This is a genomic window from Streptomyces sp. NBC_01426, assembly GCF_036231985.1.
GTDB lineage: Bacteria > Actinomycetota > Actinomycetes > Streptomycetales > Streptomycetaceae > Streptomyces.
Window position 1 is genome coordinate 279,134 of the sequence record NZ_CP109500.1, and the last position, 14,329, is coordinate 293,462.

At 69.9% G+C, this 14,329-nt stretch carries 15 protein-coding genes; 7 read left to right on the plus strand and 8 right to left on the minus strand.

Annotated features, from left to right (window positions below):
* Window positions 1-159: 159 nt before the first annotated feature.
* Both OG906_RS01375 and OG906_RS01380 read right to left on the minus strand, forming a co-directional pair.
* Window positions 160-1,068, minus strand: coding sequence for a DsbA family oxidoreductase (locus tag OG906_RS01375; RefSeq protein ID WP_329447894.1), 909 nt, complete (start codon window positions 1,066-1,068; stop codon window positions 160-162).
* A 23-nt stretch (window positions 1,069-1,091) separates the two neighbouring features.
* A complete protein-coding gene (locus tag OG906_RS01380; RefSeq protein ID WP_329439130.1) occupies window positions 1,092-1,526 on the minus strand; it encodes an RrF2 family transcriptional regulator in 435 nt (144 codons plus the stop codon).
* Window positions 1,527-1,664: 138 nt separating this feature from the next.
* Between OG906_RS01380 and OG906_RS01385 the strand changes: the two genes are divergently transcribed.
* Window positions 1,665-2,171 (plus strand): cupin domain-containing protein, encoded by a 507-nt coding sequence (locus OG906_RS01385; protein ID WP_329439132.1) that lies wholly within the window; start codon window positions 1,665-1,667, stop codon window positions 2,169-2,171.
* Window positions 2,172-2,278: 107 nt separating this feature from the next.
* Here the strand turns inward: OG906_RS01385 and OG906_RS01390 are convergent, their stop codons facing one another.
* The 3 genes from OG906_RS01390 to OG906_RS01400 form a co-directional block, all read right to left on the minus strand.
* Window positions 2,279-3,331 carry a serine hydrolase domain-containing protein gene (locus tag OG906_RS01390; RefSeq protein WP_329439134.1) on the minus strand — a complete coding sequence of 351 codons (1,053 nt, stop codon included), beginning with the start codon at window positions 3,329-3,331 and terminating at the stop codon, window positions 2,279-2,281.
* A gap of 247 nt (window positions 3,332-3,578) precedes the next feature.
* Window positions 3,579-4,889, minus strand: coding sequence for an alcohol dehydrogenase catalytic domain-containing protein (locus OG906_RS01395; RefSeq protein ID WP_329439136.1), 1,311 nt, complete (start codon window positions 4,887-4,889; stop codon window positions 3,579-3,581).
* Window positions 4,890-5,338: 449 nt separating this feature from the next.
* The gene (locus tag OG906_RS01400; protein ID WP_329439138.1) at window positions 5,339-6,166 is read right to left on the minus strand and encodes a helix-turn-helix transcriptional regulator; all 828 of its coding nucleotides are present in this window, start codon (window positions 6,164-6,166) and stop codon (window positions 5,339-5,341) included.
* Between the two features lie 49 nt (window positions 6,167-6,215).
* On the opposite strand from OG906_RS01400, the gene OG906_RS01405 reads away from it, so the two are divergent.
* The 4 genes from OG906_RS01405 (at window position 6,216) to OG906_RS01420 (ending at window position 9,693) form a co-directional block, all read left to right on the plus strand.
* Window positions 6,216-6,689 carry a DUF2000 domain-containing protein gene (locus tag OG906_RS01405; RefSeq protein WP_329439140.1) on the plus strand — a complete coding sequence of 158 codons (474 nt, stop codon included), beginning with the start codon at window positions 6,216-6,218 and terminating at the stop codon, window positions 6,687-6,689.
* A 186-nt stretch (window positions 6,690-6,875) separates the two neighbouring features.
* Entirely contained in the window at window positions 6,876-7,433 is a 558-nt protein-coding gene (locus tag OG906_RS01410) for a YceI family protein (protein WP_329439142.1), read from the plus strand.
* A 300-nt stretch (window positions 7,434-7,733) separates the two neighbouring features.
* The gene (locus OG906_RS01415) at window positions 7,734-9,098 is read left to right on the plus strand and encodes a glutamate decarboxylase (RefSeq protein WP_329439143.1); all 1,365 of its coding nucleotides are present in this window, start codon (window positions 7,734-7,736) and stop codon (window positions 9,096-9,098) included.
* Between the two features lie 328 nt (window positions 9,099-9,426).
* On the plus strand, window positions 9,427-9,693 hold the full coding sequence (locus OG906_RS01420; RefSeq protein WP_329439144.1) for a hypothetical protein: 267 nt from the start codon (window positions 9,427-9,429) through the stop codon (window positions 9,691-9,693).
* Between the two features lie 144 nt (window positions 9,694-9,837).
* Here OG906_RS01420 and OG906_RS01425 read toward each other — a convergent pair whose 3' ends face one another.
* Window positions 9,838-10,419 (minus strand): DUF4190 domain-containing protein, encoded by a 582-nt coding sequence (locus tag OG906_RS01425; RefSeq protein WP_329439146.1) that lies wholly within the window; start codon window positions 10,417-10,419, stop codon window positions 9,838-9,840.
* A gap of 34 nt (window positions 10,420-10,453) precedes the next feature.
* On the minus strand, window positions 10,454-10,939 hold the full coding sequence (locus OG906_RS01430) for a hypothetical protein (RefSeq protein WP_329439148.1): 486 nt from the start codon (window positions 10,937-10,939) through the stop codon (window positions 10,454-10,456).
* A 652-nt stretch (window positions 10,940-11,591) separates the two neighbouring features.
* Here OG906_RS01430 and OG906_RS43565 point away from each other — a divergent pair.
* Window positions 11,592-12,038 carry a DUF2188 domain-containing protein gene (locus OG906_RS43565; protein WP_443067344.1) on the plus strand — a complete coding sequence of 149 codons (447 nt, stop codon included), beginning with the start codon at window positions 11,592-11,594 and terminating at the stop codon, window positions 12,036-12,038.
* Between the two features lie 411 nt (window positions 12,039-12,449).
* Window positions 12,450-13,574: a heparin lyase I family protein gene (locus OG906_RS01435; protein WP_329439150.1), complete on the plus strand. Its 1,125-nt coding sequence runs from the start codon at window positions 12,450-12,452 to the stop codon at window positions 13,572-13,574.
* Window positions 13,575-13,646: 72 nt separating this feature from the next.
* Here OG906_RS01435 and OG906_RS01440 read toward each other — a convergent pair whose 3' ends face one another.
* Window positions 13,647-14,276 (minus strand): histidine phosphatase family protein, encoded by a 630-nt coding sequence (locus OG906_RS01440; RefSeq protein ID WP_329439152.1) that lies wholly within the window; start codon window positions 14,274-14,276, stop codon window positions 13,647-13,649.
* Between the last annotated feature and the right edge of the window lie 53 nt (window positions 14,277-14,329).

Sequence of the window (14,329 nt, forward strand, 5' to 3'; positions counted from 1 at the left end):
AGAGCGCTGGAGGTGCGCCGCAGGTCCACGTAGCGGCACACCACACCGGGGTGCGTCGTAAGCATGGGGCACATCCTGGGGGCAGCCGCCGACGACTGTCAATGGACACCAATTGGTGTCTCATCGGGCGGGACGATCCCGCCGCAGGTCACAGGCCTGTCAGCCAGCTGAAGAAGCCCCGCGCCGGGCTGCCGGATGCACTGCGGCCTCCTCCGGGTGCAGCCACAAGGGGCCGTTGCCGGTGTCCAACCGGACCGCCTGCGCGGGAGGCCAGGGGCCCTGCGCGAGCATCCGCCGCTCGGGCTCGGTCAGACTCCGGTGGCGCTCCAACGCCCGTGCCGTAGCGAGCCGTTCACCATCGACCGGCAGCCCCGGCGCCAGTTCCGTGATGGCTGCGACGTAGTCCTCGTACGGCCGCCGGCCGGGCACCGCCCGGTACTGCGTGGGGGTGCGCACCAACAGCGTCGGAAGGGCGTACCGGTACCCGTCCTCGGTCTCCTTGGCGGCGCCGGGATGCGGCGAACCGCCCCGTACGGACCGCACTTCGGGCACCGGACGGCGCGCCTCTGCATGGTCCGCGTGCACCTGTCCGAGCACGTCGGCGCATGCGGCGTCCGCCGACAGCCGCACCGGATCCAGGCCCGGCACACCCGCCGCCCAGGCCAGTGCCAGCTCGATGGTGTCCGCCGGCTCGCCGAGGGCGAAGACACTCTCCCGCAGCCGGCGCAGCACCCGCTCGGCCACGTCGACACCCTGCCGCTCCGCGGCCTTGGCCACGAGGGAAGCGGGCCACGAACTGGCAGCCACCCGGGCGAGCCTCACGGCGCGGGGCGCCTGCGTGTGGACGGTGATGTCCTCGACGTAGCGCGCGTACCAGGCAGTCTCCGCCGCCGGGTCGGGGGCCGGGTCGTCGTCCACGTCGAAGAGGATGCAGTACACGCGCCGCCAGCGGACCCGGCCGTCCAGGGCCGTCCGCAACCGCCGGAAGACCGGCTCCGAGCCCCATGCCCAGGGGCACAACGGATCGGTGTACTCGACGACTTCGAGCTCCGGTGCCGCCGTCGGCATGCCGCGCGGAGCCGAAGCGGCCGTCACGCGGCGCCCTCACGGGGCAGGCGTCCGCCCGCTCCCACCGGCATCAGCGAAGCCAGCGTCGCCCGGCTCAGCACCGCTGCCGCGTCCGCCTCGATCCGCTGCCACACCTCGGGCAGTCCCGCCGCGGGGCCGGGGTAGACGAGCCCGGTCAGCGGCTCACCGCGCAACGAGATCAACTCGCCGTCCACGGCGCGCGCCACGTCCAGCAGGGTGATCTCGGCCGCGGGCCTGCCGAGCCAGTAACCCCCCTCGCAGCCCCGCTGGCTGCGCACCAGCCCCGCCTTCCGTAGCTCGCCCACCACGGACTTCAGGAACCGGAACGGAATCTGCTGCGAGGAGGCGATGGCCTCGCAGGTCAGCGGGCGGGTCGGCTCACATGCGAGCTCCAGGAGAGCGCGCGTGGCGTAGTCCGCCTTCGCGGAGATATGCATGCGCCCATCATGCCCGACGCGTTGCCGGCCTCAAGGGCGGCAACCGCTCCGTACCGCACATTGCGGCTACGTTGCCGCAGGTGAACGGCAAAGGACACCTCTTGACATCCTTTGCGGTGCCCCCCTAGCGTCCCGGCCATGAGCGAGCCGCTGACGATTCCCGGTGAAGGCTTCCACCCGCACCTGCCCGACGCCCCGGACCGGCCTACGGCACCACTGCGTACCCGCCTGCACCACGTACGCGCGGACTCCCTGGACGGCGGCACCGCCCAGAGCGGTGGCATGCGGAGGTTCGCGGCCGTCAGCGGCAAGACCGTCGGCTCCGAGAAGCTGTGGATGGGCCAGACCCACGTGGCCCCCTCGACCGCCTCCTCCGACCACCACCACGGCGAGTCCGAGACCGCCATCTACGTGGTCAGCGGCCACCCCGAGTTCGTCTTCCTCGACGACACGAGCGACCCGGCCGAGGAGGTGCGGCTGCGCACCGCCCCCGGCGACTACGTCTTCGTCCCGCCGTTCGTTCCCCATCGGGAGGAGAACCCGGATCCCGCCGAGGAGGCCGTGGTCGTCATCGCCCGCAGCACTCAGGAGGCGATCGTCGTCAACCTCCCCCACCTGTACGCCCTCCCGGCCGACGAGGCCTGAGCCCCCTCCCCCGGCCGGCAGGGGCCTCGCCGGGGTCGACCGACGCTGAATGGCGTCGGGTGGTGAGACTGAACGCGGTGATGGGCTGTGTGGGCGAGCTGCCCGGGTCAGTGCGGCGCGGACCCGTGCTGTGCTTGAAGGGTGCGCAGGAGGTCGAAGGCGGGTCTGTCGACCGGGCGGGGGGTGTTGCCGAGGGCGATGACCCCCAGTCGCTTCTCCGGGTCGAAGCTCACGAAGGAGGAGAAGCCGCCGGTGCCGCCGTTGTGCCAGATCTGGAGGTGGGCACCCTGCCGGGGATGGAGGCGGTGAGCCATCCAGCCGAGGTGCACCCAGGCAAAGGGGCTCTTGCGGTACTCGACCTCCCGGCTCAGGCGGATCGCGGCCGCGAGGGGATCGGGCCCGCCGTCCCATTGGGCTCGAACGAAGGCCACCAGGTCGGTCGCGGTCGATTGCAGGCCGCCGGCGCCGGTGAGGTCGGCCAGGTTCCAGGGAGGGGTGGGCCGTCCGCGGCGGTCGTGGCCCCGGGCGGAGCGTGGCGCATGTTCGGCGTCCACGCTCACCGCGGTGTCCGCCATGCCCAGGGGGGTACAGATCGTGCGGGTGAGGAGGGTTTCGTAGTCGGTGCCGGCGCGGCGGGCCAGGGCCAGTCCCAGCAGGCCGCTTCCGAGGTTGGAGTAGCGGAACCGCGCGCCCGGTGCCGCACCCAGTCGGGTCCGGGCCAGCCCTGACAGGAGCCATTCGGCGCTGCAGTGGGCGTACGGGTCGGGCTTGTTGGGCCGCAGCAGGGCCGGGAGCAGCATGCCTTGGGGGAGCCGGGGCAGGCCGGAGGTGTGGGTTGCGAGGTGCCGCAGGGTGATCCGCTCGCCGCCGCGTGACGGTACGGTCGTCCCCTCGGGCAGCAGGTCGCTCAACGGTTCGTCCAGGTCTGCTTCGCCGGTCACGGTCAGCCGCGCCAGCGCCAGGGCGGTGAACGCCTTGGTCACCGACCCGATCTCGAACAGCGTGTCAGGCCCGGGTACATGAGCATGGTCTCCGCCCGTGCTGCCCGCACCCCTGATCTCCACCTGGTCACCCGCGAGGGCGGCCACCACGACGCCGACCCGGCGGTCGGCCAGTTGGTCGGCGGTCTGCTGGACGAGGGTGCCGAGTTCTTGATCCATGAACGAAATCATCGCGGCGTCCGGCCGTCGGGCCGTGCTCCTGGATGATGAATTCCGGTCCGCGGCACTGCGACCTGAGCAGGACGGCAACGCACTGCCGCGTGCGCCGGGAGGAGGACACGACGGATGCGCCGGGGGAAGAGGCGGGCGAAGACGTGTCACAGGTGGGGTCGCTCGGCCACAGCCTGCTCGACAGCGGGCCGTGGCCTGACCCGCACGGCGTCGTTGATCCGTGCGCCGGGTGCTGTCAGTGTCCGAGCGCCTTCTGCAACTGCTCCTTGTTCATGTGGGATCGGCCTTCAATGCCGAACTTCTTCGCTTCTTGGCGCAGTTGTTCAACCGTGGGGTCTCCGCGGTCGGGACTCCTCGTCTTGGTGCCGGTGCCTTTCCGGGTGGCGCCGTTGCTCCCGTGGGGGTGGAGGACGACCTTGGTCCAGCCGTCGTCGCGGTTGTCGAAGTGCTCGTACGCGGAGGACGCCTCGTCGAGGTCGAGTTCATGGGAGACGAGGAAGCCGGGTTCGGCCTTGCCGCCGGCGATGAGGTCGCGCAGGGCCCGGTTGTAGCGTTTGACGGGTGCCTGTCCGGTGCCGATCCTCAGCCCCTTGAACCAGAGCATGCCGAAGTCGATCGGGAACTTGCCCTGGGCTTCGGCTTCGCCCTGGGTCTTGGCGGCGCCGGGGTCCTCGGGCAGGAACACGCCGACGACGCCGAGACCGCCGGTGAAGCGCACCGCGTCGATCAGTCCGTTCATGGTCAGGGAGGCGTCCTCGTGGCCCTGCGGGTCGTGGGCCTGGTAGCCGACGCATTCGCAGCCGTTGTCCGCGCCGAGCCCGAGGGTGGCTTCCTTGACGACCTCGGACGGGTCCTGCTCGGCCGTGTTGATGGGTATCGCACCCATCTCCTCGGCGAGTCGCAGCCGGTCGGGCTGGTGGTCGGCGACCCAGACCCGGCCCGCTCCCTTGAGGAGCGCGGAGTAGGCGGCCATCAAGCCGACCGGGCCGGCGCCGTAGACGAGAGTCTGATCGCCCGGCTTGACGCCCGCCATCTCGGTGGCGTGGTATCCGGTGGGGAAGATGTCGGCCAGCATCACGTAGTCGAGCTGCCGCTCGGCGGCGTCCTCACCCAGGCGCAGTGCGTTGAAGTCGCCGTAGGGCACGCGCAGGAGTTCGGCCTGGCCACCTTGGTAGGGGCCCATCTCGGCGAAACCGTACGCGGCGCCGGCCATGTCGGGCTCGGGTTGCATGGTCAGGCAGTAACTCGTCAGGCCCTGCTCGCACTGCTTGCAGAAGCCGCAGGCGATGTTGAACGGGAGAACCACCCAGTCACCGACCTTGACCTTGCTGACGGCCTTGCCCACCTCCACGACCTGGCCCAGGTTCTCGTGCCCCAGGGTTCGGCCCGTCTCGAACGAGGTCCGCCCCTCGTACATGTGCAGGTCGGAGCCGCAGATGTTCGTCGTCGTGATCTTGACCAGGATGTCGGCCGGATGCTCGATCTTCGCATCGGGGACGTCCTTGACGGTCACCGTCCGGGGTCCTTCGTACACGGCAGCCTTCATGATCCTTCCTTCACCGCCGCCACGCCTCTCGTCCCGGCTGGGCAGTGGCGGCATCTCGGGGATGGATGGCACGGCCGGTCCGTCACCACGGCCGCGGGGGTGCCCATCGGGATGGGCTCCGTTCCTCCCCCGGCCCCTACCCCACCGGGCGCGGGCCTCACACGACGGCACTCGTCGATTCGGACGGGACGCACCGGCGGAGATCGCGTACACCCGGTAGCCACCCCGGTAGCCACCTCACGGCCGACCTGTGCGGGCTGCGGCGCGGCAGTCGCACGCCGCGACCGCGAAACGGGCGGACAGGGAGGTCGTCTGCCATCCGGAACGACCCCGCCCGGTCCCTCAGGTAACCGGTCCTCCATATCCGGTCTCCTCCGATAACCGGCCCTCCGCGTTCCGCCCTCTCCGCCTTCCACGGGCCGGGGCCACCGGCGCCCTGCCCGAAGTCCTCAGTGGCGGGGCATCGCGGAGCGGGCGTAGCGCCCGGGGGTGGTGCCCACGACTCGCTTGAAGTGGCGGGTGAAGTGGGACTGGTCGTGGAATCCCGCCTCGACCGCCACCTCGGCCGCGGGGCGGCCATCGAGGAGCAGTCGGCGGGCCAGCGCGACCCGGCGCGAGATGAGGTACTGGTGCGGGGCGATGCCGAAGCCGGCGCTGAAGGAGCGCACAAGGTGGGCGGGGTGGGCCTGAAGCAGACCGGCCGCTTCCGGCAGGGAGATGCCCGCGACCACCCGCTCGTCGAGGAGTTCGCGCAGGCTGTGCGCGATGCCGTGACGGGTGGCGGCACCGGGCGACTCAGTGTGTCCGCCGGGGAGTTCGAGGCGTGGCTGGAGCAGCGTGCGCAGCCGGTCGCCGATCAGGGCCAGCCGGCTCTCCGCCTCGAATGCGTCACCGGGAGAGGCCAGGGCCCGGTGGAGCTGCCCGACACGTCGGCGCAGGACCGAGTCAGCGAGGTCGGGCCCGTCCACGGCGGCGCCGATGAAGCGCTCGTCCAGCACCGTCGTGTCGAGGTAGACGACGCGCTTGCGGAACCCGTGCGAGGTGGCGGCGGAGCCGTTGTGCGGAACCTGGGGCGGGAGCAGGCTCACGGTGCCGCCCGGGGTGCCGCGCCGGTGGCGGTCCAGGTCGTAGCGGACGGCGCCGTCGTCGACGATCAGCAGGGTCCATTCGTCGTGGACGTGCATGGGGTACGCGTGCGCGGTGAAGCGGGCGTGGAAGACCTCGACGACACCCGCGACCCGCGGGCGCCAAGCCGAGACTTCTTGCTGGAGCTGCACGCAAAGAACGTACAAGACCGCGCGAGGGCGCGCCCGGCAGTCTCAGGGCATGAGCGATGAGACGAAGAACCAGAACAACGAGCACATCGAGGCGGGCGACGTGGATGTGCCGGTGCGCTTCGACACCGAGATCGCGGTGCTGCTGCGCGACGACCTGGAGACGTGGCAGCGGCTGAATGTCACGGCGTTCCTCGTCAGCGGGCTCGGAACGGTCCTGCCCGAGGTGGTCGGCGAGCCGTACCAGGACGCCGATGGCACTCCCTACCTGCCGATGTTCCGCCAGCCCGTTCTGGTCTTCGAGGGCGGGAAGGAAGCGGTGACGGCGGCGCACGAGCGGGCGGTGCGGCGCGGACTGCCGACGGCGGTGTTCACCTCGGACCTGTTCGGCACGGGTCACGACCGCGCAAACCGGGCTGCGGTGGCGGCGGTGGGCAAGGATCAGCTCGACCTGGTCGGGATCGCCGTCCACGGGCCGCGCAACTCCGTGGACAAGGTCCTCAAGGGCGCCCGCATGCACGGGTGAGCGTCGCCCTGCCCCGCGAACGGTCTGACCGCCCGGCAGTGGCCGTCCCGTTGCCTGAACTCGCTGGTCAGGGTGCACTCTGCTGCCCCGTGCGTCCCGCCGGGTCCGGGGCCGGTCGCGCCCTAGCGTGGTTCCGGAACGATCCAGGCGGGACCGCTGCCAGGATCCAGGCCCTACGGAGGCACCTTGACCACGACCCCCGCCCTCGCCGAGCTCACCGGGGACTACGTCCTCGACCCCGCCCACACCCGGATCGGCTTCGTCGCCCGCCACGCCATGGTGACCAAGGTCCGCGGTGCGTTCCACCAATTCGAGGGCACCGCCCGCCTGGACGGCGCCGATCCGACCCGCTCCACCGCCCAGGTGGTGATCAAGGCCGAGAGCATCGACACCGGCGTCGAACAGCGCGACCAGCACCTGCGCACCAACGACTTCCTGGACGTTCCGAACTTCCCCGACATCACCTTCCGCAGCACCTCGGTCGAGCCGGTCTCCGACACCGAGTACCGCGTGACCGGAGACCTGACCGTCAAGGACACCACCCGCCCGGTCACCATCGACTTCGAGTACGCGGGCAGTGCTGTCGACCCCTTCGGCAATCGGCGGGTCGGCCTGGAGGGATCGGTGACCCTCTCACGCAAGGACTTCGGCGTGACCTGGAACGCGGCCCTGGAAGGCGGCGGCGTGCTGGTCGGCGACAAGGTCGTGCTGGAGTTCGACATCTCCGCGATCAAGCAGGACTAGGTCGTCCGACCGGGCCGCTCGTCCGGCCGGCGGTCCGCGCCGCACGGGAGGTGACCATGTGGCGCGGACCGCGGTGTCCGATCCGCCTGCCGTCCGGCACCTGCGAGACAAACGTGGTTTGACGGCGGCTGCGAGAAGCCACGGGCCGGCCCGGTTGCTGTCGGCGTAGGCCGGACCGGGTGGTCGATGGCACCGGTCTGAAAGAGACGCCACGAACGGTCACGTCCGGCCGGCCAACACCCCGGAGGGTCCACGGTGTGTCCCCCGCCGACCCAGGCTCCGGAGCTGTTGAATCGCGGCATGACCAAGCGTGATGTATCGGATCTTTTCGGTAACCGCTTCCTGACGGTGCCCGCCCCCTCGGAGACCTTCCCCGAGAAGGGAATGCCCGCGACGGACGCGATGAGGCTCGTGGATGTGGATCTCGCCATGGAAGGCGACCCCCAGCGCAACCTCGCCACGTTCGTCACCACGTGGATGGAGCCCGAGGCACAACGGCTGATCGCCGAGAACCTCCACCGCAATTTCATCGACCACGCCGAGTACCCCATCTCCGCCGAGATCGAGCAGCGGTGCGTGCGCATGCTCGCCGACCTCTTCCACGCACCGGGCGCGACGACGGGGTGCCGGACCCAGGGATCATCCGAGGCGATCATGCTGGGCGCGCTGTCGTTGAAGTGGAAGTGGCGTGAGCGCCGCCAGGCGGCCGGCCTGTCGATCGACCGGCCCAACCTGATCTTCGGGGGTGACGTCCACGTCGTATGGGAGAAGTTCTGCCGCTACTTCGACGTCGAGCCGCGGATCGTGCCGCTCGCGGAGGGCAAGTACACGATCGGCCCGGAGGACGTGGAGCCCCACCTCGACGAGAACACGATCGGGGTCGTCGCCGTCCTCGGCACCACGTTCACCGGCCACAAGGACGATGTCGTCGGCATCGACAAGCTCCTGCGGGACGTGCGCAAGGAACGGGACCTCGACATTCCGATCCATGTCGACGGCGCCAGCGGCGCCTTCGTGTGGCCATTCCTCTACCCGGACTCCAAATGGGACTTCCAGCTCGAACAGGTCCGTTCGATCAACGTCTCGGGACACAAGTACGGACTGGTCTACCCCGGCATCGGATGGTTGATCTTCCGCGAGGAAACCGACCTCGCCAAGGACCTCGTCTTCTACGAGAACTACCTGGGCAAGACCGACGCGACGTTCACGCTGAACTTCTCCACCGGGGCCTCGATGGTGCTCGCGCAGTACTACAACTTTGTGCGACTCGGCCGCCAAGGCTACACCTACGTCATGCAGATCATGCAGGAGAACGCCCGCGCACTGGCGGACAACCTGCGAAGCAGCGGCCGCTTCGAAGTGATCGGAAGCGACCTCGAGCAACTGCCGCTGGTCGCCTTCCGCCTCGCCGGCGAGCACGCCTACGACGAGTCCGACATCGCCTGGCAACTCTCGGCCGAGCGAGGCTGGATGGTCCCCGCGTACACCCTCCCTCCCAACGCGCAGAGAGTGAAGATCCTGCGCGCCCTGGTCAAGGAAACCCTGAGCCGCGAGCAGATCGACCGCCTCAGCCAGGACATCGCCGACGCCTGTCGCACCCTCGACGACAAGGGGGCCGCCCACGGAATCGAACGCGCCCAGACCAAGCGCGGCACCGGCTACTGAACCACCCTGACGGAACGCACCACCGGCAACCGCCGACGCGACCGCCGACGCGACCGCCGTGCCCGGCAAGGAACGTCTCGCCGCCCCGGCGGTACGTGGCCTCGCTGTCGCGGCGGTACGCGGCCGGGCCTACGGCGTTGCCGCCCGGCAGGCCCGGCAGGCGCGGCAGGAAGTGCAGGCACCGGTGCCGTGCTCTAGCGTCGAAAGTGCGAGGGTGACCGATGCGTCGAGCCGGTCGCCCCTCGGAGTGCCTGCTCCCCGCGCCACCCCCGCCCGTGATCCGGCGCATGGCGGATCACATGACGCCCGAGAGAGCAGGTGTACCCGTATGCGTTCGTCGGCTCGTATCCCCAGCCTTCTCGCCGGTCTGGCCCTCGCCACAGGCGGCATCGCCATCGCCGCGCCGGCCGCCCACGCAGACATCCAGGCCTGCGAGCAACACGTCACGCAAAAGAACAAGCAGGTCACGGATGCCGTCCGGCAGGCGTGCTACCAGGGCCAGATCGGCAACCAGACCAGCTGCACCGCCAGCCTCGACGCAGCAGGCATCTCGAAGAACGACGCGACCCAGGCATGCCGGATGGCCCCGAAGTAGCAGCAGGCGGCTCACCCGCGGTCAGTCGGGGTCCATCGCTCCGGGCGCATGGCGCTCCCGGTCTGCAACAACGGCGGGCTCCCGCACAGCCGACGTAGGACGCCCTCCCCACTGCGGCGTCGGCCTGTTCCGCCGCCCCACCTGTCAGTAAGAGCTGCGGGAGACCTTGATGATCTTGCACTCGATCTTGTCCGCGGACTTCGCGGACTTGGCCACGTCGAACGCCAAGCCCCCGGCCTTGTCGTCCGTGTACTTTTGGCCGGGCGCGAGGTTCTGGCCGGTGGAGATGATGTCGCTCTTCTTTTCGCCGTTGACGGTGATCTCGCCCTCGGCGAGGTAGGTGAACCGGCGGTCGCCGCTGTTGACGTACTCGATCCTGAGGTCGAGCTCCTTGATTCCGAATTCGCCGGCCCTCACCTTGCATGACGTGACCTTCACGTCGTGGGTGATGTCCGCCTCGCCGCCCTTCGAGCCGGCATCGGCACCGGCCGCGCCTCCTGGGGAGACGACTGCGGAATCGTGGTTCTTGTCCAGGTCCTTGCTGACGTCGTCGGCTGCCTTGGAGAACAGCGCCGCACAACCGCCGAGCAGAATCAGGCCGAGGAGGGTGGGGACCCCGCAGCCCAGGGCCACCTTGAGGCGTGTACTCATGCCCTGCTTCGGCGGAGGGATCTGTCCGTCCGGCTGGTGTGGATTGCCGTGACCGGGCTGTGACTGCGTGGACATGCAACAACTCCAGGAATGTCTGCGTGAGCGGCGCTCAGGCAAGAAGCGGGTGACGGTGCGTCAGGGGCGAGAACGATTTTGGGGCGACCCTGGGGCGGGAACCGCAAGGGGGCGGAGACATCGAGCCATGGCCGTCTTCGGAACCTTGAACGGCCCTGACGACCGTGGGGATCCACCAGACCAACGCTCCCGCGCCGGGGCGGTTACCGGCACCACGCCCGCTGCGGCCACGGGAATCCAGAATGGCCGGATCCCACAACACATGGCCGGTCTTCGACGCACGGTGACCGCAGGGACGCCGGCTCATCTCTCGCCCGGGCATCCGCTGGATCCGGGGCGGCACCCACACTTCGGTGGCGCCGGGGCTCACGCGGGCCAGAAGCCAGTCCTGCGCGTCGAAGCCGATACCCGTCACCGCCAGAAGAACGCCGACCCGGCCGCCGTCCGCCTTCACCTCGGTACGGATCCCCGGATCCAAGTGCAGGGCGGCAACCGTCCGGCGCACCTCGGCCCCGTCCACCCGTCCACCCGTCCACCCGTCCACCCGGCACCCGGCACCCGGCACCCGGCACCCGGCACCCGGGGAAGTTTCGCGCGGAGTTCCTCGTACGGCAGCCGAGGTGGTTCGGGTGGCGGGGCGAAGGTCAGCGGAGAGCCATCCGGGCAGCCCACGTCACGGGGATCCTCACGCCACTCCGACTCGGGCGACACCCGCACCGCGAAACAGCGCCGGACGACGACCTCCTGAGGGGTGGGCCATCCGGCATCACCCCACATCCCAAGGCGAGCAGCAACAGCGGTGCGAGCAACAGAAGTCGGCGCATGCGCCCATGCTTTCGGCGCCGGGGCGCGACGGGCAACCACTCACATACTCGGACCGGCGTAGGTGACCGTACTCAGCCGGTGCGGCGATGGACGTGCAGACAGCGGCGCCCATGAGCTGGTGTCCCCGGCGGGGTGGGCGGGGATACTCCCTGCAGGTCAGCCTGATCTGCTGGGAACTGCGCCCCGCCGGGCACAGACCCGCCTGTGTGCGGCGACATCCGTGAGCCACGTGGTGGGACCGACGGCGAGGGCGAGGCGGTCGAGAAAGAATCCGACGACGCGGGCGGCCTCGAAGCAGGCGCGACAGGCAGGCCCAAAGGTCCGCCTGACAGGCGAGGAGCAGGACCATGACAGCGAAACGGACCGTCTACCACGTCTCACCGCCCAGCAAACGCGCGGCGGCGGCGGGCGTGAAGTGGCAGGTGGAGGGCAGAGAAGGACGTCGGCTCCTGCACGAGCCGCACCGGACGCAGAAGGACGCGATCGACGCGGCACGCCGCCCCGCCAACGAACACCAGCCCGCCCAGGTCGTCGTGCACGCCCGCGACGGTCACATCTGTACGGCGTACACCCAAGGAGACAGCCCTGCGGCACCCCCCGGCGAGCGCGGTCGCAAGGCAGGGGAACCCGGAGGCATCTTCCAGAACGGGCCCTGGGGTCGGGCTGAAGCGATGGTGCGATCACGGCTTCATGATGGCCCGCGGCTTCTCCATGTTGGGCTGATGGAGCCCCCGGCTCGGTTGCAGTCGGGTCATCATGCTTGCCGCTGGGGCCAGTTGAGCGGTCGGGCATGAATCATCCTCGTGGTGGCTGAACCTGCTGCGGCTCCCGGGAGCGCGCGGAGAGTGGGCGCCGGGTAACCGTTGCCTGCGGCGGGGCCGGCGAACTACACTGCCCCCGAAATCGACCAGAAACCAACAGGTCTCAACGGGCGTGCCCTCAGGAACTCCCGCCATGGATGATCGTCGCGCGCAAGGTTGGCCGAGATGAGCTCACGTGCTGTTCTTGATGATCCCTTACATGACGTCGTACTGATGGCCTGCTCCCGCGACTGGTTCGCGACGACCGGCCGCCCGGACGACAGTCGCCATTATTGAACAGAAGTCAACAAGAGGGCAGCACGTTCCGTCGAGGGACGTCGCCTTCCGATGGACTGTCACCTCCCCCCTCTCGTCCGCTCCGCATATTCCGCATAGGAAACGCCCATGCCCACCGCACTGCCGCCGTCCTTCGCCTACCGCCCCGCCCGGCTCCTCGCCGCCTGCACCGCCACCCTGTTCGTCGCCGGCGTGGGCGGCGCCTCCCCCGCCGCCGCGGCCGACTCGGTCTCGTACGACTTCGAATCCCCTTCCCAGAAGCTGCCGTTCATGGCGATCAACGGTTTCGGCCGCGTTCTGGTGGGGCCCGCGCCCGGCGGGAAGTCGGGTCAGGCCGCGCGCGTCAACATTCCCAACGACGGACGCTCGTTCAAATCCGAGCTGGTCATCAAGGGTCTTGACGCGGGCAGCCACCGTTTCAGCTTCGCCAACTACCTTCCCGGCGACTGGCAGGAGCGGGACCTCGACACCATCGTCGCGCAGTGGTTCAGCACCCAAGGAGACGGCGAGGGCATCAAGCCCGTCGTCGCGCTGTCGGTCCACGGCGGCAACTGGCAGCTGAAGGTCCACTGGATGAGCGGCGGGGCGATACAGGAGTCGGTCATCCCGCTCGGTGCGGCACAGCCGGGCCATTGGAACCGGTGGGCCTTCGACATCACGTGGTCCTCCGCGGGCACACCCGGTTCGATCGCCGTCACGCGGGACGGCGTCACCGTCGGTACGCACCAAGGCGCCAACAACTACCACCGCGGCGAACCGCCGCACTTCAGGATCGGCGCCTACCGGCCCAACTGGCGTCCGGAGAAGGGGCCCGAGAAGCGAGCCGGAGCAGCCGAGGCGATCCTCTTCATCGACGACATCGCCATCACCGGCACGGTCCCCGGCTCCCGAGCGAACCCGCGCCCGACCGGTCCCGGTACCGCAACGCCCTCGGGTTCCCCGGCCCCCTCGTCCAGCCCCACCTCCACCGGCTCGCCAACCCCGTCCCCGTCCGCCTCCGCGCGAGCCAGTGCAGCCGCACCCGCCGGCAGTACGTCCACGTTCGCCGACGACGACGCCACTTCCGGAGCGACCGGGCAGAAGACGAACGCCGACGGGACCTCGCTCCCGAGCACCGGCGCGACCGGTGTGATCACCACCGCCGTCGCCAGTGTCGCGGCACTGGCCGCCGGCGCCCACCTCCTCCGACGGCGCAGCGCCGCACGTTCGACCCGCCACCGGTCCCGCCCGTAACGGCCGACAGCGCGACCGGGTGTCCGGTCCTCGGGACGCCGACGGGGCGCGTACGGCGGGCCGCGCGTGTCGTCAGCTTTCGAGGTGGCGGGTGTCTCCGAGGCGGACGAGCTGGCGATTGTGGAAGAAGTCGTCCTCGCGGAGATGGGTGATGCTGCCCGAGGCGACCCGGAAGTTGACGTGACCGAGGGAGTCGATCGGCATGCCGATCCAGGCGGCCACCACGAAGGTCAGCGCGAAGCCGTGGGTCACGATGACCTGGTGCTCGTACGGGTGGGTCACAATCCCGTCCATGGCCTCGTAGATCCGTCCGGCGAACTCGGCCCGCGTCTCCGATCCCTCGATGCCCTCGTCGTGACCCATCCGGTCGCCGGTCGCGGGCGGCGGGACGAACCTCTTGTCCAGCCACTCCTGCGGCCTGCCCTCGGCCTCTCCGTACGACTTCTCGCGCAGCCGGCGGTCCAGGGCCGGCTCCACACCCAGCAGACCGCCGATCTCCTGCGCGGTGCGCCGGGTCCGCCGGAGGTCCGAGGAGATCAGTTCGACTTCGGCGCCCTCGGGGATCTCGGCCCGCAGGGCGCGGGCGATCGCGGCGGCCTCCCGCACTCCTTCGGGGGTCAGCGTGGAATCGTGCCATCCGCCGACCAGGCCCTCGACGTGGTGGCTCGCCTCCGGGTGGGTGACGACGTGGATGCTGCGCACCGGCGCACCTTTCTCTTGAAGGGGTCCTGCCCTGCTTCGGGACGGTACCGCGT

Coding starts and splice junctions, on each gene's coding strand:
- OG906_RS01405 (WP_329439140.1), top strand. CDS start 6,216: ATGAGCGATGAGACGAAGAACCAGAACAACGAGCACATCGAGGCGGGC.
- OG906_RS01375 (WP_329447894.1), bottom strand. CDS start 1,068: ATGCCGACGGCGGCACCGGAGCTCGAAGTCGTCGAGTACACCGATCCG.
- OG906_RS01415 (WP_329439143.1), top strand. CDS start 7,734: ATGACCAAGCGTGATGTATCGGATCTTTTCGGTAACCGCTTCCTGACG.
- OG906_RS01420 (WP_329439144.1), top strand. CDS start 9,427: ATGCGTTCGTCGGCTCGTATCCCCAGCCTTCTCGCCGGTCTGGCCCTC.
- OG906_RS01425 (WP_329439146.1), bottom strand. CDS start 10,419: ATGTCCACGCAGTCACAGCCCGGTCACGGCAATCCACACCAGCCGGAC.
- OG906_RS01385 (WP_329439132.1), top strand. CDS start 1,665: ATGAGCGAGCCGCTGACGATTCCCGGTGAAGGCTTCCACCCGCACCTG.
- OG906_RS01395 (WP_329439136.1), bottom strand. CDS start 4,889: ATGAAGGCTGCCGTGTACGAAGGACCCCGGACGGTGACCGTCAAGGAC.
- OG906_RS01380 (WP_329439130.1), bottom strand. CDS start 1,526: ATGCATATCTCCGCGAAGGCGGACTACGCCACGCGCGCTCTCCTGGAG.
- OG906_RS01390 (WP_329439134.1), bottom strand. CDS start 3,331: ATGGATCAAGAACTCGGCACCCTCGTCCAGCAGACCGCCGACCAACTG.
- OG906_RS43565 (WP_443067344.1), top strand. CDS start 11,592: ATGACAGCGAAACGGACCGTCTACCACGTCTCACCGCCCAGCAAACGC.
- OG906_RS01435 (WP_329439150.1), top strand. CDS start 12,450: ATGCCCACCGCACTGCCGCCGTCCTTCGCCTACCGCCCCGCCCGGCTC.